This window comes from Bacillus cereus group sp. MYBK15-3 (assembly GCF_051916765.1).
GTDB lineage: Bacteria > Bacillota > Bacilli > Bacillales > Bacillaceae_G > Bacillus_A > Bacillus_A cereus.
The window spans coordinates 399,046-422,109 of the sequence record NZ_JBQAHG010000004.1; the positions used below are offsets into that span (position 1 = coordinate 399,046).

Genomic DNA, 23,064 nt, shown 5'->3' on the forward strand with positions numbered 1-23,064 from the left:
TCCTCTTTCTCTCTACTATAAAAGAATGAAATAAACTTTATAAAATTATAATGTTTATATTTAAAAAGATATAATTATGCTAAAACTAATTGTTCTGCTTGCTTAAGCACTTTCAAACCATCACACATACCATAATCTCGTTGGTCTATAATCGTAACTGGTATGTTGTATGAGTTCGCAAGAAACTCTACAGCTGGAAATAAATATTTCACTTGTGGACCGATTAAAACGACATCTGCTTCCTTTATTTCAAGTTTCACAAGTTCTGAATCAACCGCCTTAATTTTATAATTCTTCCCCTGTTTCTTTGCCTCTTCTTGCATTTTTCTTACGACCATACTCGTTGACATACCTGCTGCACAACATAATAAAATGTACATCTTATACGGTCACTTTCTCTTCTACTCGTTTATGAAGAGCAATAAATTCTTCAGCCAGTTCTTTCACTGTAATTGCATTCATTAAATGATCTTGTGCGTGCACTAACAGTAAACTAATTTCTGCATGATTTCCTCTTGCCTCTTCTTGAATTAAATCCGTTTGAATACGGTGCGCTGCTGAAATTTCCTCACTAGCAAGTTTCATCTTTTCACCGGCATTCCCGAAATCTCCTTGTCTTGCAAAAGCAATTGCTTCAAGCGCCGCGCTTCTCGCATTGCCACCATGTAAAATTAACGCAAATGGAGTTTGCATATCAGCCATTTTAAATTCCCCCAAGCTATATGTTTTCTATATTTTTATCTTATTATGAAAACGCATACAATTAAACATAAAAAACTTCCGTTATGTAACGGAAGTTTTTATATACTTTTTCAAAATGATAATAAAATCTCTTGAAAATCTTCAATTACCTCGGTCTGAGTAAGTTTCTCTATCGTAGTTTGACTAGACATAATATCATATAAAAAATCATAAAGCCTTTGCAAATCTTCATTATTATTGCGCTTTACACTAAATAAAATAATTACTTGTACTTTTTTATCTCCCCAATCAACAGCCTTTTCAAGTGTGCAAAACATCAGAAAAGTTTCCTCACTTAATAACTGCATCGGATGCGGGATTGCAACTGAATTCCCAACCGCTGTCGGAGACGTATTTTCTCTTTCTATAACAGAAGCATAAAAGTTTTCTGGTACATAGCGTTTCTCAGCAGCTTTCTCACATAAAAACTGAATAACATCCTCTTTCGTAGAAGCATTATGATTTAAAAAGATTAAATCTTCCTTAATATAAGGCTGCACACTAGTATTCACATGCGTAAACAACCGCTGACCAATCGATTTAATCTCTTTATCATCAAATATTGAATTCACTTTTATAACTGGAACAGGCAAGCCACTCGGTATATGAATCGTACTAATAATACAATCTATTTTTTCTTTATAAAGATCTTCTACTTTCAATTGATAATAGCCTGTAATACCTACAATCTCTAATTTATCTCGGAACTGTGATAAAATTTTATATTTTAATAGTTGTGCACTTCCTTGACCAGTCGCACAAACTAATAAGCATCTTTTCTTTTGATTTTGCTCCTGCAAACGGCTCATCGCTCCGCCGAAGTGAATTGCAATATAACCAATTTCACTTTCAGGGATCGATTCACCCGTATATTCACCAATGATATCTCCAACAAGAACCGCAATTTCAAAAGCATACGGATAATTCTTTTTCACTTCTGCCAAAAGAGGATTTCTCGTATTTAACTTATACTTCAAACGATTTAATAACGTTTTTAAATGAATACCAAATCCAAATAATAATTCTTCATCATAATAAAAAATAAGATTCCGTTCTTCCGCTACTTTAAAAAGAATATGTTGCATAAATGCATATATATCTTTCCCTAATAGCTCTTCTACATTTTCATAGCGATCTCTCGTTGTAACAGCAGTACTTAATAAATGCATCGTCACATATAATACTTCTTCTTCTGGAAATGAAAATTTCAACTCTTTCTCTAAATCTCCTAAAATCTGCTTCGCAATTGTATATTCTTTCTTTAGTATAAGTTCTGATTGCTCCGCATGCAGTCCTTTCATATAATATTGACTTTGACAACGCTTTAATGCGATTGCAATATGAATGACTAAATTATCAATTTCTATATCAGATAAATATATTGTTCCGCCTTCAATATACTTTAATATAATTGAACGAATGAGTGATATATGAGGTAGCGATAAATATGTCTCCGTCTGCTCAAATTGCTCATGAAACGGAGTATGATCATAACGCGGTAAACCATATTGTGATAAACAAGAACGAATATTAAATTCCTCTCCAACAATACGTATACCATAATACGGTCTCTTCTCAATTTGTAATTCATAGCAACCACATATATCTGTAACATCTTTCATAATTAAATTGACCGTTGATTTGCTCACATACATCTCTTCCGCTAATTCTGAAAGCTTCACATATCCCTCTGTCATTAAAACACGCTGCAGAATGTACGCTATTCTTTCTTCATAAGAAGTTGGGATCTTTTCCGTCTGTTTTTGAAATAGACTCACACAAAAGTCTTCAAATTTCTTCTTTTGTATAATTTCTAATTCGTACCCATTCCCTCTTTGCGATTCGATTTTCGCTCCGTTTTCTTCCAATATATCATTTAATAATTTTATATCCTTTTGAATCGTCTTCGTTGATACATGTAAACGGCCTGCTAAAAAAGCTCGATTTAACATCGATTTCTCTTCTAAAAATTCCTCTAAAATAGAAATTAATCGCTGATGCACCTTTGTCATAGCTCTTCCTCTCGCTCTTTATATATAAAGGGGGAAAAGCTGCTGAAATCAGTAGTTTTTCCCCTTTATATTCTCTCTATTTCTTTAATGTAAATCCGAATTTATCCCATGCTTGTAAATAGTCTAGTAAGAAAATCTCTTCTTCTACAATTCGACCAACTACATTTGTTTTTCCTGTATTCACCATATCTTTTAATGCAATTTGTAATTCGCCTTTATACTGGCCATATTGTTCATTATCAATTAATAAATCTCCACGCTTAATTTCGCGCGTATTATGAGGTTTAAATTCTTCTTTTTTATATTTCACACGACTTTGTGTAGAACGAATCATATATTCAGATACATCTCCGCGATAAAAATGTGGTTCGTCTAATACGATAATTCTTTCTAGTTCTGTCGTTGTATCATATATTTCTATATCAAATGTTTGTTTCTCTTTATTTAATGCACCTAGTGCTTGTAATTCTTCTTCTGACGCATATGCGTTTGCAATAATAACATCATCAATTAATTCAGTCGCGAATAAATGCTTCGCCTGTGTTGTCATCGGTAATTCACGATGCTGCTCTAATGTACATAACCCTTCTGTTACTGGCCAAGGTCCGTATGTTGCATCAAATGATGAAATAAAAGCTGCCGTTCTCATACCGTAATCTTTAAATTGTTTCGAGCATTTAATGAAATGATCGTATGATAATCCTGAATAACGATGCGGATAAAAATTATGACAACCAATTAAATTTTCACGATTTGGTCTATGACTCATAATGTTATCTACATACTTCGTACCATTACTCATATTAATCTCAATTTTCAAACCATACGGATTATAAGTCATAATTGATTCTTCTAATCCTGAGAAACCAACATCTAAACGAATACCGTACGCACCTAATTCATGGAAGAATGATAAATCATTATACGAAATACCTAATTGTTCAAAAACAGATGGACTAATATCAACTAATACTTGGAACCCTAATGCATTCGCATGAGAGATCGTTTCTTTAAATTCTTCTATAATTTTCTCTTTTTCTCCATCCACAGATAATAAACATGTGAACACACGTGTAAATCCATATTTACTTGCTAATGTTAAATACTCCTTATCTTTCTCTACTGTTGAATGTTCTGGATAAATAGAAATACCTAATCGTCTCATATGTACACGCCTCTTTCTTCATCATATTGTAAACCTTTTCAAATATATGTAGTAAAAAAGTATATATCCCCTTCTTGTTCACTACTCTTTTGAATCCGCTTTCTTTAAAGAAAAAACAATTTCTATCATTCTTAACACCTACAAGTCTATACATCTATACTTTACATCTTTTTTTCATAGTTGTGTAGCTTTTACACAAATTTGTCAGTTTTTCATCTTAAAAATTGTTATCCGTTTTCAAGACACCTTCCTTGACTGTTGCATTGACCAATACATATACTCGAAAGAAAAGAGAAAATTTTATATAGGGGATGAATATATGGGAGAAGCAATACTCGTAAAACGAGAACCGTTATGGACAAAAGAGTTTGTTGCTTTAATTTTTGCAAACTTATGTATGTTTTTAGGGTTTCAAATGTTAATTCCAACCTTACCTGTTTATGTGAAAGAAATTGGTGGCACAAGTTCCAATATCGGATTTGTTGTCGGCATGTTTACCGTTGCGGCACTTTTTGTTAGACCGCTAACTGGGAACGCCTTGCAAAAATTCAATAAAAAAATCATTTTAATGATCGGCACTGCTATCTGTTTACTCGCTATGGGCAGTTACCTTTTCGCCTCAACTATCTTTCTCTTGCTTGCTGTTCGTATTTTACACGGAGCTGGTTTCGGTATTACAACGACTACATATGGAACTGTCGTTTCTGATTTAATTCCCTCAGCTCGCCGCGGAGAAGGCATGGGATATTTTGGCCTTTCTGGAACAATTGCAATGGCCCTCGGTCCACTTATCGGACTATGGCTTATGCAAACATATAACTTCACAATTCTTTTTTTATGTGCATTATCGTGCACAATTGTTTCATTAATATTAACGAAACTACTTCAAATCCAAAAATCGAAACAGCCTCCACAACAATCATCTAGTACTTTTCTCGATGGATTTATTGAGCGTAAAGCTTTACTTCCTTCATTATTAATATTATGTATTACATTAATGTACGGAGGAATCGGAAGTTTTATCACTCTATTTGCTACAGAAGTCGGCATAGCTGATATTAGTCTCTTCTTTTTATGTAACGCACTAGCAATCGCTGTAACTCGTCCATTCTCTGGAAAGCTATATGATGCGAAAGGCCATACATTCGTCATCATTCCGGGAGTTATTATAACTTTTACAGGCATTATTTTATTGTCGTATACGACGACAATTCCGAGCTTAATTATTGCTGCAGCATGTTACGGAAGTGGTTTTGGAGCGATCCAACCTGCACTACAAGCATGGATGATTGACCGCGTAGCACCGCATCGACGCGGCGTAGCAACGGCTACATTCTTCTCCGCATTTGACCTTGGAATCGGCGCTGGAGCGATTATATTTGGATTTATTGCTCATTTTACAAACTATGCAACTGTATATCGTTACTCCTCTCTATTACTTATTGCTTTTCTCTTCATTTACATTACAAGCATAAGAAAACAAAAGCATGGCGATAAAAACACGGAAAAAGCTGCTGGATAATTCAGTGGCTTTTTTATCGTGTTAAAAGAATTATTTCCCCTCGTTTTGCTGTTATAAAACTACATGCATTTTCCTACATATTTTTTTAACTTTCATCAAAAAATATACGATGAACTCGCAGACGCTTTCCTTGATATTCAAATGAAAAACACTATTCTAAAGAGTGTGATTTTTTTACAAAATTAAGATTTACACATGATGAAAACCAATAAAATACAGCTGTTTCTTTAAGGTATTGTAAACTTTTCTACCCTTTGTAAATTTAGTGTAAATTTTACTAGCAAACCGTTTACAGTGACTCAAGGTTCAGTTAATAATTACATCGTACATGAAATTTAAGGAGTGGAATGCGTGGAATATAATGTTCAAGATATGATCTTCCAGTTCATTGGTGGATTAGGTATTTTCTTATTCGGGATTAAATACATGGGCGATGGACTGCAACAAGCAGCTGGAGATCGTCTTCGTGATATTCTAGATCGTTTTACAACAAACCCACTCATGGGTGTACTAGCAGGTATGTTAGTTACGGTATTAATCCAATCCAGTTCAGGAACAACCGCTTTAACAGTCGGACTTGTAAGTGCAGGATTTATGACATTAAGACAAGCAATCGGTGTTATTATGGGTGCAAACATCGGTACGACAGTTACTGCATTTATTATCGGAATTAAAATCGGAGAATACGCTCTCCCAATTATGGCAGTTGGAGCTATCTTATTATTCTTCTTTAAAAATAAAAAAGTACATTCTTTAGGTCAAGTTATATTCGGCTTTGGTATGTTATTCTTCGGTTTGGAATTAATGAGCACAGGTATGAAACCTCTTCGCTCTTTAGAATCCTTCCAAGAATTAACGGTTAGTATGAGTGATAATCCAATTTTAGGAGTTGTTGTCGGTACAGTCTTTACTTTAATTGTACAAAGTTCAAGTGCAACTATCGGTATTTTACAAGAACTATTCGGTCAAGGTGCAATCGATTTACAAGCTGCCCTTCCTGTATTATTCGGTGATAACATCGGTACAACAATTACAGCTGTATTAGCAGCAATCGGTACTTCTATTGCCGCAAGACGTGCAGCATTAGTTCACGTTATCTTTAATATCGTCGGTACAATTATATTTACGATTTTATTAGTACCATTTACAAGCTTAATTCAATATTTCCAAACATCATTAAACTTAAATCCAGAAATGACAATTGCATTTGCACACGGAACATTTAACGTAACAAATGCAGTTATTCAATTCCCATTTATCGCTGTATTAGCATGGATTGTAACAAAACTTATTCGCGGCGAAGATTCTGCTATTGATTTCAAACCGCAGCATTTAAACCCAATTTTTATTGAGCAATCTCCAGCTATCGCTTTAACAGAAGCTCAAAAAGAAATTATCCGTATGGCTGAGTTTTCATTACATGGATTAAAAGAAGCAAACCAATTTTTAAATACACAAGACAAAAAACACGCTGACATGGCTACTCAATTAGAAGGAGCTATTAACAATTTAGATAAAAAAATTACCGAGTATTTAGTTTTACTATCAGAAAAGCCGCTTTCGCCTACGGATTCTGAAAAACATTCCGTTTTAGCAGGTGTTGTTGGAGATATTGAACGTGTCGGTGATCATGTAGAAAACCTTGTAGAACTTGTAGATTTCCAAATTTCAAACCGTGTTTCACTATCAGACGAAGCACTAGCTGAATTAAATGAAATGCTGGAATTAACAATTTCAACACTACAAGACTCAGTTGAAGCTTTAACAAACTTCGATACTGAACTAGCTCAAACTGTTATTGCTAAAGAACGCAAAATCGACCAAATGGAACGTGTTCTTCGTAAACGTCACGTATTACGTCTAAACGAACGCAGCTGTTCAGGTGATGCAAGTATCATCTTCGTCGATATGGTAAGTAACTTAGAGCGCATTGGCGATCACGCTGTAAATATCGCTGACGGTGTTTTAGGCGAACAAGGAAAAATCAATTTAAAACAATCATTATAATAAGAAAGAGACGCTAACGTAAGCGTCTCTTTCTTATTATATTTTAACAACTGTTCTTCCTTTTAACTTTCCTTGCAATATAAGTGTAAACTTCTCCTCTAATTCTTCTAATGTACATTCTCCTGTATAAGATCTTAACTCTTTATTACTCCATTCATTTGCTAAGAGCGTCCACACATCACTTCTCACATCTGCTGGACATTGCACAGAATCTATCCCTAAAAGGCTTATGCCTCGTAAAATAAACGGATATACCGTTGTTTGTAATTCCTGGCCTGCCACATTACCGCATGTCGTTACACAACCACCATACTTTACTGTTTTTAAAGCTGTTTCTAACATACGTCCACCTACAGTATCAATAACTCCGGCGTATATCCCTTTTAACATCGGTCTTCCTGATTCATCATTCAATTCCGCGCGATGAATCACTTTTTTCGCTCCTAGACGTAGTAGCATATCTTTCTCTTCCATTTTCCCTGTCGCTCCTACTACGTTAAACCCTAACTTACTTAATATACTAACAGCTACACTGCCTACGCCGCCTGTAGCACCCGTTACTAAAACATCTCCCATATTAGGCTTGATTCCTGCCCCAATAAGCTTATATACCGACAACGCCGCAGTAAAACCTGCTGTCCCATACATCATACTTTCCTTTAATGACATTCCTTCTGGTAAAGGCACGACCCAAGATGATGGCACGCGAATATATTCTCCGAAACCACCAGAGGTATTCATACCTAAGTCATATCCCGTTACAATAACTTGATCTCCTGCTTTAATGGTAGCATCTTCACTACTCACAACTACTCCTGCAGCATCAATTCCTGGCGTATGAGGATATGTTCTCGTAACACCTTTATTACCAGTAGCTGAAAGAGCATCTTTATAATTTAATGAAGAATAATGAACTTGTATGAATACGTCTCCCTCAGGTAAACTACTTACTTCTCTCTCAACAACTTTTCTTACAAACTGATGATTTTCCTTTTCGTTCACAACGATTGCTCGGAATGATGTATGATTCATTATGCTCTCTCCTTTATCCGTCAAATTCTTCTTTATTATATAGAAGAAATAAGTAAGCTTACTCATTTCTTCTTGGCTATATTTCAACAAATCTTACTTCCCTATCACTTTCTCATAATATATATTTTCATTTCTACTAAAAGCCCTTATACTTATTCTACATCTGACAAATAATATATAGAAAATCTGACTTTTTATAAATATATTGAATTTTTACGAAATGTAAATGTTTTGTAATGTTTTTTTTCGCTAAATTTCATTATAATAAGTGGATATGAGTGTCGTATTTCAATCCAAATGAAGGAGTACAGGAAATGGAGCAAAACCCATCTTTGCAAGAAAATACACGCAATAAACCGAAAAAAAATAAGAAAAAAATAAAAATTATTATAAGCGCTATACTATTCGTTTTATTAATAGGCGGCGGTTATACTTGGTTTTTAGTAAATAAAGCATCTTCTGCTGTTCGAAATGCCGCACACGATTTAGCACGCGGTGATAAATCTGATTTACGTGATAAGGCTGTAAAACCTATTACAAACAATGTCTCTGTTTTAATAATGGGTGTCGATGAAAGCGATGTCCGAGGAAAAGAATATGGTGAAGCTATAAGAACAGACGCGCTTTTACTTGCAACATTTAATAAAGATAGCAAAACTGTTAAACTATTAAGTATCCCACGTGACACATATACTTATATTCCAATAGAAAAGAAAAAAGATAAAATTACACACGCTCATGCATTCGGTTCTGCTAAAAACGGAAAAAATGGTGGACCACAAGCAAGCATTGATGCAGTTGAAAAATTAATGAATGTTCCTGTCGATTATTTTGTAAAATTCAACTTTAAATCATTTATAAAAATCGTCGATGACTTGGGCGGTGTTGAAGTTGATGTACCAGTTGAATTTACTGAGCAAGATAGCAATGATAATGCTGAGGCTATTCACCTAGAAAAAGGTGTTCAAAAGCTAAATGGCGAAGAAGCTCTTGCTCTTGCTAGAACAAGGCACATCGATAGTGATGCAATGCGTGGACAACGTCAACAACTCGTTATCGAGGCTATTTTAAAGAAACTAACAAGTGTTGGTTCTGTAACAAAAGTTGGCAACATCATTGATGATATTAACGGACAATTCGTTACCAACTTAACATTTGATGATATGCTTTCATTCTATAAATATGGATCGGATTCGGAAATTGAGAAATTACAAATCCAAGGTGATGATTGCTACATGGCAAAAGGTGACGATACTTGTAGCAAATCTGCTGGTGGTGGTCGAACTTACTACTACAATCCAGATAAAAAAGAATTAGCTAATGTTACAAATGAACTTCGTACTCATCTTGGGCTACCTGCATATACAAAGTCTGACTCAAACTCTGATTCGAAAAAGACAAAAGAATCTAAGTCTGAAAATTCAAGTGAACGCGAATCAAATAACAATGAAGTGAAAAATAAGAACAAAAATAGCAGTGAAGATACAGAAACATCGTCTAATGACAATGAATAATATAGAAGCGGTTCTCTATGGAGGTAGAGGACCGCTTCTTTTTATTCTTCCAAATATAAAAATCAGAACTTTCTAACTATCTTTTTTAATATTTTTAAATTATAATAAATAGTAGCAATCTATTCCAATTATCAGGGGGCTCATACATATGAAAGCTGCAGTAAAACATAACATCTCAGATTTTAAAGACTACTTAAAATCTAACGATATATACATGGAAGAAAATATAGATGAAAATGATGGCTCTGTTCATTTTTCAGTAGGATTAGAGACTGAAGCTGGCGCAAAGATTCAACTTATCGCTGCTTTCCAAAACGAACATCCTACGGTGGATATATACTGCTTCAATGTTGCTCACGTGCCTGATGCAACATCAACAAATGATATTTTACATGTCATCAATGAATTAAATACATCTTATCGCTTTGCAAAATTCACATTAAATAAGCAAAATGCAATTGATATTTCAACATCTCTTGCATTCTCAGAACCAAACTTTAATCCAGCACTTGTCTTTGAACATACGAGAATGCTATATAAATTAGCAAATGACGAATATAAAAACTTAATGAAAGTTATTTGGGCATAAAGTAAAACTATAATCCGTTAGGTTTACGGGCAATAAATAAAAGGATGGGCTGTAAGCAGCACCATCCTTTTATTTTGATATCATATCGATCCACATTTTAACAGCAGTGCCTACAATTAAAGTGGACAATACATATTGCAGTACTTTTTGATTTAGCCTCTTCCCGACTCGTGCTCCAAGTGGCGCAGCAAATATACTTGCAACCGCAATAATTAGAGCTGGAATGATAACTACTTGCCCAGTAACCATTTTTCCTGTAGTAATCCCTATTGAGGAAATAAACGTAATAGCGATAGATGTTGCGATCGTCATGCGCAGTGGTAATTTTAAAATAACTAGCATAATGGGAACTAAAAGGAACGAACCTCCAGCTCCTATAATGCCTGAAGCTCCCCCTACAACGAACGCTAACAAGCTTGCTAACCATTTATTATACTTCACATCTCCACTATTATTTTGTTTCGGTACAAACATCATAATAGCAGCAATTGTGGCTAAAGCTGCATAAACAACATTGACCGTATGTTCCGCTAATACGTTAGCACCAAAACTCCCTATGAAACTTCCTATTAATATACTAGCTCCCATATATACAACTAGCGTTTTATCCATATCATTACTTTTCCGATAGGCCCATGCCCCTGCAAAAGTTGCAAAGAATACTTGTACCGCTGTAATACCGCTCACTTCATGTGATGTATAGCCAGAAAATCCTAGCAATACCGGAATGTATAAGATCATCGGATAATTAATAATCGCACCGCCAATTCCAACCATTCCTGATATAAACGATCCTATAAATCCAATTATAAAAAGTAATACGACTAAGCTCATCTTACATCCCCTCCCTTCTAGAAAGAAGATGAATTAAATGAATAAGTTTACATTCCCATCCGAAGCATCTGCTAAATAAGCTCCTACTCCTGCAAACTCTACCCCTTCCATAATCTCTTCCTCTTTTAACCCTAATAAATCTACTGTCATTTGACAAGCGACAAGTTTAATCCCCTGTTCTTTCGCCAAATCGATTAAATCTGGTAAAGGCATCGCATTATGTTTTTTCATAATACCTTTAATCATCTTTGGTCCCATACCTGCAAAATTCATTTTTGATAATCCCATCTTATCCGCACCGCGTGGCATCATTTTTCCAAACACTTTTTCTATAAAAGTTTTCTTTACCTTCACATGCTCATCTTTCCTTAAAGCATTTAATCCCCAAAAAGTATGAAAAATAGTTACCTCTTGATCATACGCCGCTGCACCATTTGCAATAATATAAGCAGCCATTGCTTTATCATAATCTCCGCTAAATAAAACGATTGTTGTTTTCTTCTGTTGTTCCATGTTGTTCTCCCTCCGATTACCTATAGGGGTATTTTATCATTTATAAAAAGGCTCAAATCATGTATCCCTGTACTATACGACTTTACCTTCCCATGCTAACATACCACCTACCATATTAATTGCTTGAAAACCGTAGCTCTCTAAAAACTGAACTGCTCGTGCACTTCTTCCGCCAGAACGACAAACGATAATATACTCTTTCTTTTTATCCAACTCATGCATACGAAACTCTAATAGTCCTAGTGGAATATTACACGCTTCTGGAATTTTCCCTTCGGCTACTTCTTCTACTTCACGTACGTCCATGATATTTACTGCTTCTTTACGTAACAATTTTTCTTCCAATTCTTTTACTGTCATTTCTTTCATTTTAAACTCCCTCCTCACAAACCATTCATACCGCCTGAAACATTGATAACGTGCTGAAATCCTAATTTCTTTAATACCTTTGCTGCTTGCTTACTTCTCATTCCACTTTGGCAAATAACGATTACTTCCTTATTCTTATCTAATTGATTCGCCTTACTTGCTAGATCATTTAGGGGGATATTTTGAAAGCCTTTCATATGATTCCCTCTATATTCACCTACTGTACGGACATCAATAAAATACTTCCCTTTTTTCCCCACTATACTTTTCAATTCTTTGCCATTTATATTTTGAACACCTTTCACTGGTAAAAATCGTGAAATAACAAACCATGCAGCAAGTACAATGAAAAGCGTACTTAATATTGTGTTCATATAACCAACCTCTCTATATTTACAAAACTATTGCTTCACTACGCCTTCCTAATCCAAAACTTCAGCACATCGCCTTCTTCTTCAAGCTTTACGATGTCATGGCCACATTTATTTGCCCACGCTGGAATATCCTTAACTGACCCTTTATCCGTTACATGTATTTCTAACACTTCTCCAGTTTGTAGAGCATCCATTGATCTCTTTGTTCTTACAATCGGCATTGGACATGCTAAACCTTTCGCATCTAACACTTGTTTTATATTCATCATCAATTCCTCCATTTTTTATTTATTTCATTATTCGTGCACTGCACAACGATTTGGACCAATCTCCATTTCACGCTCTTTATCCACACTTGGGTGAATTTTACCCATATTGGTTTGACGAATTTCTTCATATGCATTTGGCTGAGGTGGTAAGTTTTCTGTTACAACTTTACGGAACTCTCCCTCATCCTCAATATTTAATCCTGCATTATGCTCAAATAAATCTTTTAATTTTGCACTAACGATACCACTTTCGTTCATTTCACTTATTTTTGAATAATGAGCCGGTAACACAACTAAATTTTGAGATAGCTCTTTATATCGGCTATACAAAGTATTACGTAAATCACTCACCCAATCTTCAGCCTTACCAGCAAGATCAGGACGCCCAATTGAATCTACAAATAAAATATCGCCTGATAATAAATAAGAATCATCTACAATGAATGACGTACTTCCAATCGTATGCCCTGGTGAGTATAATGCGTCAATTACAATTTTAGTACCCCCCACCGTAATAACAGATCCTTCAACAAGCGGTTCGTATGAGAAAACAACTTCCTCTGCATCTTTTGGTGGTAACCAATACGTACCACCTACCTTTTCCGCTAACTTACGTCCTCCGGAAATATGGTCTGCATGTAAATGTGTATCCATTACATTCGTAATCGTAACGCCATGCTCTTTCGCAAACTCTTCGTACGCTTCAACTGTTCTTACTGCATCAATAACTGCTGCTTCACCGTTTGAAATAACCATATATGATAAGCAACCTTTTCCAAGACGGTTAAACTGATACATACTTCCGCCATCTTTTAAATCTCCCACTTTTATAGGCTTTACATATTCACTCCAAGCCTTCATACCACCAGATAAATAGTAAATATTTTCTAATCCAGCCTCTGTTAATTGCTCTGCCACAAATATAGAAGACCCTTCTTTTGCACATACTACTAAAACATCTTTATCTTTAGGTAGTTCACTGACAATATGATCTACACCATCTAACAAGTCAAAATAAGGTTTATTAATAGAAGAAACTTGTTTCCCTTCAATTTTCCAATCTTCATAATCCGCCTCATTACGAACATCTAAAATGAATAACTCTCCGAATAACACTTTCTCTGCCACATCTTTTGCTTGTAACGGTTTAACACTCACTCTATTACCCCCATAGGTATATTTTTATTCAAAAAATTTATTTCTCTATATTCCCTTGCCACTCTAACATACCTGGAATGACATTTTTCACATTTGAATAACCTTTCTCTTTCAACATTTGGCAAGCTATATCACTGCGATTACCAGTTCGGCAAATAACATAAATTTGCTTCGTCTTATCTAATACTGCGCTGTCTAATTCACCTAATGGTACCGAAATGGCGGATGGAATATGACCAAAAGCAAATTCCGCTGCTTCGCGAACATCTAATACAATGCTCTCTTCTCCATGAGACAATATAGACTGTAATTCTGCATTCGTAATTGTATGTGGATATTTCACAATTTCATTCACTTCATGCTCGTTTGCTTTCCTAACATAATGCACCAATACATCATCCTCGTGTTTCGTCCCGATATATTGATGTCCTACTTTACCCGCCCAACTTTTTATATCTACCGTAGATCCTTTATCTGTTGCCTGAACTTCAATCACTTGCCCTGGTGCTAATCCTTCTATCGCCTTCTTCGTTTTCACAATCGGCATCGGACAAGCCAACCCTTTACAATCTAAACTCATATCCACTTTTATACTCATAATTGATTCCTCCACAACTTATATACATATACCTGTAGGGGTATATTAAAATGTTTTTGAAAATCTGTCAACAATTATATTTGACAGATTATCGGCTTTTTACAAGTAATTGAACAGCTTCTTTAATTAACTCTTCATTTGAACCATTACCACTTTCAAACTGCTCACGCAAACATTGCTCTAAATTAGTCCCAACAACGAGCCCAATTGTACGATCAAGGGCAGAACGAGATGCCGTTAACTGTGTAATAACCTCTCGGCAATCTTTTCCTTCTTCCATCATACGAAGCACACCACGAACTTGACCTTCAATACGTTTCAATCTATTTTTCATATCTTGATTATATTCCATCCTATAATCACCTCATTACCATTATGTCACTATTTATAACCTATGACAATATATTATACCCTATAGGGTATTTTGTAAACCCCTATTTTTAATATTTATCTTATATGTTCACAAAACAAGAAGTGAAACCTTACTATATAGGCTTTCATCTTCCACCAAATTTTGAAGTGGAAGATGAAAAAATATTAATATACAACACATTCTGGTACTACTGTTCCGTATAATTTAAAGCCACCATCTAAGTTCTTTACCTTATATCCTTTTTCCATTAACATGCGCGCTGCAACATACCCTCTCATACCAAGTTGGCAAGTGATATATATTTCTTTGTCCATTGGCACTTCATCCAATCGATCACGTAATTCATCTAACGGAATATTAATAGAGTCTTTAATCATTCCCTGTTTTAGTTCATTAGGCTCTCGAACATCAATAAGATATCCACCATTTTTAACAATGTGATCTATTTCATGCCATTGCACTGTGTCCACAAAACCATCTACTATATTACTTGCCGCATACCCCACCATGTTTACTGGGTCTTTTGCAGCAGAATAGGGCGGGGCATATGATAATTCTAAATCCGGCAAATCGATTACAGTTAAGTTTGCCTTCATTGCCGTTGCAATAACATCAATACGCTTATCTACACCATCACGCCCTAACGCCTGCGCTCCATAAATTTTTCCGCTTTCTTTATTAAAGATTAATTTTATTAGCACAGGCGTAGCATTCGGATAATATCCCGCATGAGAATTTGCCTGTACATGTACTACCTCATAGGGTATATTTAGTCGTTTTAATATTTTCTCATTCACTCCAGTCGAAGCAACTGTTAAATCAAAAACTTTAGCCACAGAAGTTCCCATCGTACCTTTATATAAAGAATCCGTATGACCATGAATAATATCTGCTAACATGCGACCTTGACGATTAGCTGGCCACGCTAAAGGAATCATCGTTTCTATTTCTGTAACAAAATCTTTCACTTCAATCGCATCACCAATTGCATATACATATGGGTCAGATGTTTGAAATTTCTCATTTACCTTTATCGTTCCTCTAACTCCCAATGCTAATCCTGCCTCTTTCGCTAAACTACTCTCTGGTTGTACACCAATTGCTAAAATAATCATATCTGTTTTTATAACTGAGCCACTTTTTAAACGTACAATAGCCCCGTGCTCTTCTAACGCATCTACACCATCTTCAAAAACAAGCTCAACATTGTGCACCTTCATATGCTCATGTACATATGCCGCCATTTCGTAATCAATTGGTGGCATCACTTGATTTGCCATCTCTACAAGAGCAACCTCAATCCCGCGTTCTCTTAAATTCTCAACCATTTCCACTCCAATAAATCCTCCACCAATAACCGTCGCATGACGTGGTTTCTTCTCATCAATATACGCTTTTATACGATCTGTATCAGGTACATTTCGTAACGTAAACAACGCCTTCGCTTCTTCAATGCCCGGAATAGGTGGAACAATTGGTTTTGCCCCTGGTGAAAGAATTAAAATATCATATTCCTCGTTGTATGTTTCATTTGTAGTTACATTCTTTATCGTAATTGTTTTCTCTTCTTTATTAATCTTTACAACTTCACTCAATACACGTATCTCTAAATTAAAACGTTTTGACATCCTTTCAACAGTTTGTACTAATAACTTTTGTCTTTCTGTAATGACACCGCCAATATAATATGGCAATCCACAGTTTGCGAACGAAATGTATTCACCGCGTTCAACCATAATAATTTCATCTTCCTCACTTAAACGACGAAGCCTTGCAGCTACTGATGCCCCGCCAGCAACTCCGCCTACTACAACAATTTTTCTAGACATATTTCAAACCTCCATGTTATTTATTATTTAATTTCCTCATGCATTAAACAAAAACCTATACCTGTATGGGTATATGATAGAGTATAAAAAATTTAATTTCAATCAATATGTCTTTCTTTCACAAATTTGAAACAAATAAAAAAGAACTTAGATACCTCCAAGTTCTTTTGCGTATAGTTCTATAACTTTCTGCACGATTAAACCAATGTATAAATACGTGTTTTGAAAATTTAAATACACCTGTATTTAAATTTTCAAAATCAATAGCTTCTTCACATAAGGTTAAATCCATTCCACGTAAAATTCTTTAATGCCACAACCTGAGAAAACGAATCCCAATGGACTCTTTTTCTACAATGATATATTTATTTTTTTCGTTGCATCTCTATCATTAATCATAACCATCTGCGTCTCGTTATTTGGCAAAAATACGATATATTTTCCCGTTCTCACATTCCTCCAAATAACTTTTCCTTCTTCGTCTGTTTTCCCTATTGAGATCCCAATTTCTTTACTGGGTTCAGGTGATTCGTCTTTCATAAGTATAATTTCAAAATCTTTTATTGGCTGTTTGTCTTTATTTTTCACGTGAAAAGTTACAGAATTAACAACCTTACTAAACTTCTTTTCATTATTTACTATATAACTAGTCATTACGATTATGACCAATACACAAAATAAAATCCATAAAAGCTTATTATATTTATTCAGACCATTTTTTAAGATTATTAAAAACATCGTCTGTCACCCGGTTTCCAGAATTCCAAGAATTACTTCCTACTGTATGGGTAGCTATTATTGTTACACCCGTGCGAGAATAGTCATGATATACAGGTGCTCCACTTTGACATCCATAAGTGTCCATCCTATATGTTAAAATTCTAGGACTAGTGCCTTCAATTGGTCCATAATCTGTCCACATAGTATATTTTTCATTTCCTACTTTATCACATGGATACCCTGGAACTACTGCGAGTAATCCCTTTGGAGACTCTACATTAGTAGTTCTATATCCTAACCAACCTGTATAATCTCCAGGAGATCCATTTAATTTAATGGCTCCATAATCAAATTCCGAATCTCCATCATCAGTCCATCCACTTACTGAATAAAGCTTTGTCCAACTATAAGGCAAATACGGTGCTTGGTCTCCATTTCTACCAGGAGTCACAATAACATTTTTTGCCCATCCACCAAGCTTTTTATTGTAAACACAGTGCCCAGCTGTAAATACTGTATCTTTACTAATTAGCGCTCCTGTACACCCATAAACCTCTTGTCCATTAAATTGAATTACTAAGTGTACTATAGCCCTATAAGGATACAAAGTTGTATTAGTAACTCTAATTCGATCATCTCTTCCTATTACAGAATGTGTAAGGAGATTAGATGGATAATTAAAATTACTGTCGCTTAATAAGTATCCCCAATCTTCCCCACCATGTTTACGCCCTTCAAATGAAGGTGAAACAAGATCTTCTCCCCTTCGATCATTACTATACAAAGATTGTTCTTGAAAAAGTACACGTTCTCCCTCATTTGAAACTGATGTCCACGGTACATCTTCTGCATACACCTTCTGATTCACCAAAAATACTGTACAAAAAAAGATAAAAAGAACACCAAAACTATAAAGAGCCAACCTACATCTTATAGAAATAAAGCTATCCAACATAACTTACCTCCTATACAAATGATAGCGAACAATTGAAGATCCCTTTATAAATTCTAGTTTTTCTTTTTTTAGAAGTCAATGTAATTAATAATGATTATCATTATTAATTACATTGACTTAACAAAATCAAACAATGAGTCATATTCTTTACTCTGCGTTCAAAAACCTGTCTCATTAAAGTTTCACCATATTACATAAATCCATAACCTTTTTCACAATCAACTCCGCAGTATTCTCTCCCGGTGGCATTAACAAATTTGTAACTGTTCCATACACAATAGGACTTAATTCTACTTCATATCCGCCATATGCATATTCGTCTTTTGTCGGTAAATAACCAAGATATCCGTTCATATATCCACCAAAGAAAGCCAATTCATTTTGAAGGCTCTCTTTCATTGCTAAGGCAGTTTCTGAAAAAGGTTCCATCGGTATACCTGAAAACATACCATCATTAACTTGAAACAGTTGAACTTCTAAATCTATACGTAACTTCCGAATACCTTGCCTATATTTCTCTAATACGATAGCAAGCCATTCATCCGTATTCACGCCCCACTGCTTCTCGGCTAATCGAGCCATGCTTCGTATCTCATCAATTTCAGGAATATCCTTCAACTTCATTTGCATCATACTTGAAACTGTCCTTAATTTTACAATTGGACTATATGTAACTGTTGGTAACATCGTTAATACATGTCCACTAAGTATGTAAGCCATTTGTTTTAACGCTTCCCTTGAACCGCGATATTTCGCATTCACATTTCCAGCGGCACCTTGAACAATAATAACAGGGCAGTTCACTATCTGCTCTAGAATCTCTCTCGTTATTCCAGGATAATCTGCTGATAATTCATCGCTATCACCTTTTAAAACATTCGGATGCGCAGTACAAAATACTATAATCCCAGATAGCTCCTTCGTTTCAGCATTTCTGATTGCCAACATGCCAATTCGTTTATCTACAACACCCTCAATATTTGTTCCCATCTTTGCTCTTCCATCAGATGTTCTCTCTCGTCGGTTTACACCGATATCACCTGTCGTAACACCCCATCCAACTTCGCATCGCTTTAAATTGTTATTTGCAGTAACAGCACCATGTACTACATTATTTACTAAAATCATTTTATACGACTGCACTAGCGGATCATCACCGACTGTCTCTGGACCGGAATGCGTATGAGTATAAACAACCGTTATTCGCTCAAATGGCACATGAAGCCTACTTGCTACTCGCTCACGAATCATATTCGTATCTTCTACTAACATCCCAATATTATCGATACTTATAAACACAGTTTTCATTTCATCTTTTTCAAATACAAAAACTGTCCCATAAATACGCTCTTCAATATTATTTATTCCTGTCTCTCTATGATATCCGACAAAATCAATACCTACAGGCGGCGTAATATCAACCTTACATACCCCTATTTTGCTCATTTAAATCACTCCATTTCTCTATATAATTCCCTTTTTTCAAGAATAGCATATTTAACTTGGTTCCAAATAAAAAGAACGGACACAGTATCCTATGTCCGTTCTTCCCCTCACACATACTTCCGATGCACCATCTTACCATCATAAGAAAACACAACGCCCTTACTCTCCACAATGGACTCCATATGCACCGTTCTTCCCCATAGTTGATGAAGATATGGTAATACTTTTTCTAAGTATTTTAAATCGAGCTCGATTCCTTCGTAACTATGTTTAATGTATAATTCTCCGTTCTTTAAGTAGTCTCCATCTTCTACTACTAAGTACGGGAACCCACCATTTGTACGCATATTTACGAGTTGATCACGTACATTTTCCCATTCTTTATCTATTACCTTATATTCTTTTCCTTGGCGCTGGAATAAGTACATATCTTCTCGCATAACAAGATCTTTATTTAAGTAGTTTCTTAAGAACGATACGTCCCATTCAATTTCTCGTACTTCAAACATTTTGTCACGGCCCGATCCTGGTTTTACGCCCCGTCGCTTCATTTCTTCAGTCGGATTGTTGTACCGTTCTTCAATATCTTCAAAGATTTTAATACCGAGGTAGTATGGATTAATACTTGTTTTTGATGGCTGAACGACACCTGCATTTAGTTTCGCAAATTCAATTGCTTCATCAGAGGTTAAGTCCATTTCACGAAGTATGCGTTGATGCCAGTAGGATGCCCAGCCTTCGTTCATGATTTTCGTTTCAAGCTGCGGCCAAAAATATAACATTTCTTCGCGCATCATCGTTAATATATCACGCTGCCAATCTTCTAACTCACGGCTATATTCTTCAATAAAGAGAAGTAAATCCTTCTCTGGTTGCGGTGGGATTTTCTTCTTTTTACGTATATTAGAGCGCTCTTGTTTTTTATTTCGGTTATCTAAATTCCATAAATCATCGTATTGCGATACCTTTTTCTTTTCTACTTCTTCCTCTTCTAAATCATCAATACTCCATGCGAGCTTCGGACGCATAAGCGACGGATCAATATGCTCTTGAATGGCAAGTACGGCATCTAAAAATGTTTCTACCTCTGCTTTTCCATACTTATGCTCATAAGCTTTCACACGGTCCGCTGTTGCGGCCATACTCTCTACCATATCTCGCTTCGTATTTGAAAAACGAATATTATTTTTGAAGAAGTCACAGTGTGCTAAAACGTGCGCGACAATTAATTTGTTTTGAATTAAAGAGTTCGTATCTAATAAAAAGGCGTAACATGGATCAGAGTTAATAACGAGTTCGTATATTTTACTAAGTCCTAAATCGTATTGTAATTTCATTCTGAAAAATTGTTTTCCAAAACTCCAATGTGAAAACCTTGTCGGCATCCCATATGCACCAAATGTATAAATAATTTCCGCTGGACATATTTCATAACGCATCGGATAAAAATCAAGCCCAAATCCAGTCGCAATTTCCGTAATTTCCGCAATCGCATATTGCAGTGCTTTATCGTCACTTGCTCTCATTATTTTCCCTCCTTACACTTTCCCTTAAGAAAGTGTATGATGAAGAACAAGCTTTCATGAGGATTGATTGCATAATAAAAAGACACCCCCGCAAAAACGAGAATGTCTCATCTATTAACCTTCAATAATCTCCATCTTCTCCGTAATCGGAGTACGTGCTTTTCCTTCTGGCGCTTTATCGAAATAGCCGATATGAAGAATTCCAACGATACGTTGGCCTCTTGTTAAACCGATTCCTTCTATAAATAATGGATTGTAGTTTAATCCGCCTGATTTCCAAACGCAACCTAATCCGCGTTCCCAAGCAAGAAGTTGGAAGTTTTGCATGAATGCACATGTTGCAGCATAATCTTCATCACGTTGAATTTGACGCGGATCTTCATTTATATATACAACAATTTGTGCAGGCGTGCTTAAAAAACGATCTGATAAAATTTTACCGCGTTTCGCTCTTTCTTCTTCCGTGAAAGAGTTTAATACTGCATCTACTAATTTCTTGCGGCCTTCTCCGATGTATAGTTTACAATTCCATGGTTCACGGTGCTTATGATTTGGTGCCCATGTTGCATCGTTTAATAGTTCAATTAATAAATCTTTTTCTACTGCTTTGTCTGTAAATGTACGAACAGAGCGTCTTTCTTTAATCACATTAGCGATGGAAGTATATGTAGTCATATTTATCTCTCCCTTATTTTTATCTATATGTATAAGTTTATCGTCATCATTGATATTGATTTTCAATTTCGATTATACCTTAGTTTTTTACTATTAATCAATGTTTTATGTTGGAAAACTTCTAAAAACGTCATTTCATACTGTGAATAAAAAAACTTGATTTGTTCACAAGTATTTCACATTTTATGGAAATGATATGTGTACAGTTTTCTACATTATCCATCTAGGAGGAGTTTACATGTACAAAAAAATCGCTGTTTGTATGACTATGGCAGCATTATTATGCGGGATATCCACCTTCCCTACATCCGCTGCCACACCAAAAGAAGTAACAATGCATCACCATAAACCAATTCCAGAAGAAGAAGTGCAATCGCTAGAAAAACTCGGCTATAACAAACATGAAATTTGGAAAGCTGCTCATATTGCAAGAATTAGTAATAAAGAAATAAAAGATGTTTTAGCTTACTATAAGCAAAATAAATCTTGGGAGAAAACAGCCGAGCATTTCGGTGTAGATCCAAGTAAGCTGAAAAAGCATCATATGAATAAAGAAACAAAGCAAGCACTGCTACAACAGTTAGCAACTATGCAAAAATCCACACCGGATCAGCTAAAGCAAAAAATGAAAGAATATAACATCAAATTGCGTCATCTTACTGTGTTAACAATCATCTCTCAAAAAAGCAATACCCCTCTTGATGATGTATTAAAGATGAAAAAAGATGGAATGGACATTAAACAAATTGCCGAAAAATTAAATGTAAAAAGAGAAGATATACGAGCGGAAATGATGAAATTAGTGAAGTCTATTAAAGAACAAAAAACAAATTAAACTGCTAA

Annotated in this window: 24 protein-coding genes; 5 read left to right on the forward strand and 19 right to left on the reverse strand. The window is 35.3% G+C overall.

What is annotated here, in order from left to right:
• Positions 1-74: 74 nt before the first annotated feature.
• The 4 genes from ACTFR8_RS19530 to ACTFR8_RS19545 form a co-directional block, all read right to left on the reverse strand.
• Positions 75-380 carry a PTS sugar transporter subunit IIB gene (locus ACTFR8_RS19530; RefSeq protein ID WP_074619032.1) on the reverse strand — a complete coding sequence of 102 codons (306 nt, stop codon included), beginning with the start codon at positions 378-380 and terminating at the stop codon, positions 75-77.
• 1 nt (position 381) lies between these two features.
• Positions 382-702 (reverse strand): PTS lactose/cellobiose transporter subunit IIA, encoded by a 321-nt coding sequence (locus ACTFR8_RS19535; RefSeq protein ID WP_000774631.1) that lies wholly within the window; start codon positions 700-702, stop codon positions 382-384.
• Positions 703-812: 110 nt separating this feature from the next.
• Entirely contained in the window at positions 813-2,753 is a 1,941-nt protein-coding gene (locus tag ACTFR8_RS19540) for a BglG family transcription antiterminator (RefSeq protein WP_252209808.1), read from the reverse strand.
• A 76-nt stretch (positions 2,754-2,829) separates the two neighbouring features.
• On the reverse strand, positions 2,830-3,918 hold the full coding sequence (locus ACTFR8_RS19545; protein WP_001253348.1) for a DUF871 domain-containing protein: 1,089 nt from the start codon (positions 3,916-3,918) through the stop codon (positions 2,830-2,832).
• 319 nt (positions 3,919-4,237) lie between these two features.
• Here ACTFR8_RS19545 and ACTFR8_RS19550 point away from each other — a divergent pair, with 319 nt between their 5' ends.
• Entirely contained in the window at positions 4,238-5,440 is a 1,203-nt protein-coding gene (locus tag ACTFR8_RS19550; RefSeq protein ID WP_000503237.1) for an MFS transporter, read from the forward strand.
• A 351-nt stretch (positions 5,441-5,791) separates the two neighbouring features.
• Positions 5,792-7,447, forward strand: coding sequence for a Na/Pi cotransporter family protein (locus ACTFR8_RS19555; protein WP_000456265.1), 1,656 nt, complete (start codon positions 5,792-5,794; stop codon positions 7,445-7,447).
• 36 nt (positions 7,448-7,483) lie between these two features.
• On the opposite strand, the gene ACTFR8_RS19560 is transcribed toward ACTFR8_RS19555, so the two are convergent.
• The gene (locus tag ACTFR8_RS19560; protein ID WP_001016957.1) at positions 7,484-8,479 is read right to left on the reverse strand and encodes a YhdH/YhfP family quinone oxidoreductase; all 996 of its coding nucleotides are present in this window, start codon (positions 8,477-8,479) and stop codon (positions 7,484-7,486) included.
• 314 nt (positions 8,480-8,793) lie between these two features.
• On the opposite strand from ACTFR8_RS19560, the gene ACTFR8_RS19565 reads away from it, so the two are divergent.
• Complete coding sequence (locus ACTFR8_RS19565; RefSeq protein ID WP_000437392.1) at positions 8,794-9,993, forward strand: LCP family protein; 1,200 nt, start codon at positions 8,794-8,796, stop codon at positions 9,991-9,993.
• Between the two features lie 148 nt (positions 9,994-10,141).
• Positions 10,142-10,582 carry a hypothetical protein gene (locus ACTFR8_RS19570; protein WP_000642362.1) on the forward strand — a complete coding sequence of 147 codons (441 nt, stop codon included), beginning with the start codon at positions 10,142-10,144 and terminating at the stop codon, positions 10,580-10,582.
• A gap of 69 nt (positions 10,583-10,651) precedes the next feature.
• Here the strand turns inward: ACTFR8_RS19570 and ACTFR8_RS19575 are convergent, their stop codons facing one another.
• The 14 genes from ACTFR8_RS19575 to ACTFR8_RS19640 form a co-directional block, all read right to left on the reverse strand.
• On the reverse strand, positions 10,652-11,416 hold the full coding sequence (locus tag ACTFR8_RS19575; RefSeq protein ID WP_000060714.1) for a sulfite exporter TauE/SafE family protein: 765 nt from the start codon (positions 11,414-11,416) through the stop codon (positions 10,652-10,654).
• 33 nt (positions 11,417-11,449) lie between these two features.
• Positions 11,450-11,929, reverse strand: a complete 480-nt coding sequence (locus ACTFR8_RS19580; protein ID WP_000437728.1) for a DsrE/DsrF/DrsH-like family protein — start codon at positions 11,927-11,929, stop codon at positions 11,450-11,452.
• Positions 11,930-12,001: 72 nt separating this feature from the next.
• Complete coding sequence (locus ACTFR8_RS19585; protein WP_000661814.1) at positions 12,002-12,298, reverse strand: rhodanese-like domain-containing protein; 297 nt, start codon at positions 12,296-12,298, stop codon at positions 12,002-12,004.
• Positions 12,299-12,312: 14 nt separating this feature from the next.
• On the reverse strand, positions 12,313-12,672 hold the full coding sequence (locus tag ACTFR8_RS19590; protein ID WP_001092317.1) for a rhodanese-like domain-containing protein: 360 nt from the start codon (positions 12,670-12,672) through the stop codon (positions 12,313-12,315).
• 38 nt (positions 12,673-12,710) lie between these two features.
• Positions 12,711-12,941 carry a sulfurtransferase TusA family protein gene (locus ACTFR8_RS19595; protein ID WP_002098804.1) on the reverse strand — a complete coding sequence of 77 codons (231 nt, stop codon included), beginning with the start codon at positions 12,939-12,941 and terminating at the stop codon, positions 12,711-12,713.
• Between the two features lie 27 nt (positions 12,942-12,968).
• Entirely contained in the window at positions 12,969-14,099 is a 1,131-nt protein-coding gene (locus ACTFR8_RS19600; RefSeq protein ID WP_000114053.1) for an MBL fold metallo-hydrolase, read from the reverse strand.
• 37 nt (positions 14,100-14,136) lie between these two features.
• Positions 14,137-14,697 (reverse strand): sulfurtransferase TusA family protein, encoded by a 561-nt coding sequence (locus ACTFR8_RS19605; protein ID WP_000023957.1) that lies wholly within the window; start codon positions 14,695-14,697, stop codon positions 14,137-14,139.
• Between the two features lie 88 nt (positions 14,698-14,785).
• Positions 14,786-15,049, reverse strand: coding sequence for a metal-sensitive transcriptional regulator (locus tag ACTFR8_RS19610; RefSeq protein ID WP_000456206.1), 264 nt, complete (start codon positions 15,047-15,049; stop codon positions 14,786-14,788).
• Between the two features lie 185 nt (positions 15,050-15,234).
• A complete protein-coding gene (cdr, locus tag ACTFR8_RS19615) occupies positions 15,235-16,899 on the reverse strand; it encodes a CoA-disulfide reductase (RefSeq protein WP_252209807.1) in 1,665 nt (554 codons plus the stop codon).
• Between the two features lie 351 nt (positions 16,900-17,250).
• Positions 17,251-17,637: a DUF2606 family protein gene (locus ACTFR8_RS19620; protein WP_097918753.1), complete on the reverse strand. Its 387-nt coding sequence runs from the start codon at positions 17,635-17,637 to the stop codon at positions 17,251-17,253.
• Positions 17,603-18,574 (reverse strand): trypsin-like serine peptidase, encoded by a 972-nt coding sequence (locus tag ACTFR8_RS19625; RefSeq protein WP_119781160.1) that lies wholly within the window; start codon positions 18,572-18,574, stop codon positions 17,603-17,605. Before ACTFR8_RS19625 ends, ACTFR8_RS19620 begins: the two co-directional genes overlap by 35 nt.
• Before the next feature lie 174 nt (positions 18,575-18,748).
• On the reverse strand, positions 18,749-20,020 hold the full coding sequence (locus tag ACTFR8_RS19630; RefSeq protein WP_000034547.1) for a neutral/alkaline non-lysosomal ceramidase N-terminal domain-containing protein: 1,272 nt from the start codon (positions 20,018-20,020) through the stop codon (positions 18,749-18,751).
• 107 nt (positions 20,021-20,127) lie between these two features.
• On the reverse strand, positions 20,128-21,546 hold the full coding sequence (gene spoVR, locus ACTFR8_RS19635; protein WP_001202701.1) for a stage V sporulation protein SpoVR: 1,419 nt from the start codon (positions 21,544-21,546) through the stop codon (positions 20,128-20,130).
• A 114-nt stretch (positions 21,547-21,660) separates the two neighbouring features.
• The gene (locus ACTFR8_RS19640; RefSeq protein WP_000214819.1) at positions 21,661-22,221 is read right to left on the reverse strand and encodes a nitroreductase family protein; all 561 of its coding nucleotides are present in this window, start codon (positions 22,219-22,221) and stop codon (positions 21,661-21,663) included.
• A gap of 238 nt (positions 22,222-22,459) precedes the next feature.
• Here ACTFR8_RS19640 and ACTFR8_RS19645 point away from each other — a divergent pair, with 238 nt between their 5' ends.
• The gene (locus ACTFR8_RS19645; RefSeq protein ID WP_000276968.1) at positions 22,460-23,056 is read left to right on the forward strand and encodes a hypothetical protein; all 597 of its coding nucleotides are present in this window, start codon (positions 22,460-22,462) and stop codon (positions 23,054-23,056) included.
• The last annotated feature ends 8 nt before the right edge of the window (positions 23,057-23,064 follow it).

What these genes read in the sequence shown, in the direction of transcription:
- ACTFR8_RS19530 (WP_074619032.1), bottom strand. Translation starts at nt 380, where the DNA reads ATGTACATTTTATTATGTTGTGCAGCAGGTATGTCAACGAGTATGGTC.
- ACTFR8_RS19535 (WP_000774631.1), bottom strand. Translation starts at nt 702, where the DNA reads ATGGCTGATATGCAAACTCCATTTGCGTTAATTTTACATGGTGGCAAT.
- ACTFR8_RS19540 (WP_252209808.1), bottom strand. Translation starts at nt 2,753, where the DNA reads ATGACAAAGGTGCATCAGCGATTAATTTCTATTTTAGAGGAATTTTTA.
- ACTFR8_RS19545 (WP_001253348.1), bottom strand. Translation starts at nt 3,918, where the DNA reads ATGAGACGATTAGGTATTTCTATTTATCCAGAACATTCAACAGTAGAG.
- ACTFR8_RS19550 (WP_000503237.1), top strand. Translation starts at nt 4,238, where the DNA reads ATGGGAGAAGCAATACTCGTAAAACGAGAACCGTTATGGACAAAAGAG.
- ACTFR8_RS19560 (WP_001016957.1), bottom strand. Translation starts at nt 8,479, where the DNA reads ATGAATCATACATCATTCCGAGCAATCGTTGTGAACGAAAAGGAAAAT.
- ACTFR8_RS19565 (WP_000437392.1), top strand. Translation starts at nt 8,794, where the DNA reads ATGGAGCAAAACCCATCTTTGCAAGAAAATACACGCAATAAACCGAAA.
- ACTFR8_RS19570 (WP_000642362.1), top strand. Translation starts at nt 10,142, where the DNA reads ATGAAAGCTGCAGTAAAACATAACATCTCAGATTTTAAAGACTACTTA.
- ACTFR8_RS19575 (WP_000060714.1), bottom strand. Translation starts at nt 11,416, where the DNA reads ATGAGCTTAGTCGTATTACTTTTTATAATTGGATTTATAGGATCGTTT.
- ACTFR8_RS19580 (WP_000437728.1), bottom strand. Translation starts at nt 11,929, where the DNA reads ATGGAACAACAGAAGAAAACAACAATCGTTTTATTTAGCGGAGATTAT.
- ACTFR8_RS19585 (WP_000661814.1), bottom strand. Translation starts at nt 12,298, where the DNA reads ATGAAAGAAATGACAGTAAAAGAATTGGAAGAAAAATTGTTACGTAAA.
- ACTFR8_RS19590 (WP_001092317.1), bottom strand. Translation starts at nt 12,672, where the DNA reads ATGAACACAATATTAAGTACGCTTTTCATTGTACTTGCTGCATGGTTT.
- ACTFR8_RS19595 (WP_002098804.1), bottom strand. Translation starts at nt 12,941, where the DNA reads ATGATGAATATAAAACAAGTGTTAGATGCGAAAGGTTTAGCATGTCCA.
- ACTFR8_RS19605 (WP_000023957.1), bottom strand. Translation starts at nt 14,697, where the DNA reads ATGAGTATAAAAGTGGATATGAGTTTAGATTGTAAAGGGTTGGCTTGT.
- ACTFR8_RS19610 (WP_000456206.1), bottom strand. Translation starts at nt 15,049, where the DNA reads ATGGAATATAATCAAGATATGAAAAATAGATTGAAACGTATTGAAGGT.
- cdr (WP_252209807.1), bottom strand. Translation starts at nt 16,899, where the DNA reads ATGTCTAGAAAAATTGTTGTAGTAGGCGGAGTTGCTGGCGGGGCATCA.
- ACTFR8_RS19620 (WP_097918753.1), bottom strand. Translation starts at nt 17,637, where the DNA reads ATGTTTTTAATAATCTTAAAAAATGGTCTGAATAAATATAATAAGCTT.
- ACTFR8_RS19625 (WP_119781160.1), bottom strand. Translation starts at nt 18,574, where the DNA reads ATGTTGGATAGCTTTATTTCTATAAGATGTAGGTTGGCTCTTTATAGT.
- ACTFR8_RS19630 (WP_000034547.1), bottom strand. Translation starts at nt 20,020, where the DNA reads ATGAGCAAAATAGGGGTATGTAAGGTTGATATTACGCCGCCTGTAGGT.
- spoVR (WP_001202701.1), bottom strand. Translation starts at nt 21,546, where the DNA reads ATGAGAGCAAGTGACGATAAAGCACTGCAATATGCGATTGCGGAAATT.
- ACTFR8_RS19640 (WP_000214819.1), bottom strand. Translation starts at nt 22,221, where the DNA reads ATGACTACATATACTTCCATCGCTAATGTGATTAAAGAAAGACGCTCT.
- ACTFR8_RS19645 (WP_000276968.1), top strand. Translation starts at nt 22,460, where the DNA reads ATGTACAAAAAAATCGCTGTTTGTATGACTATGGCAGCATTATTATGC.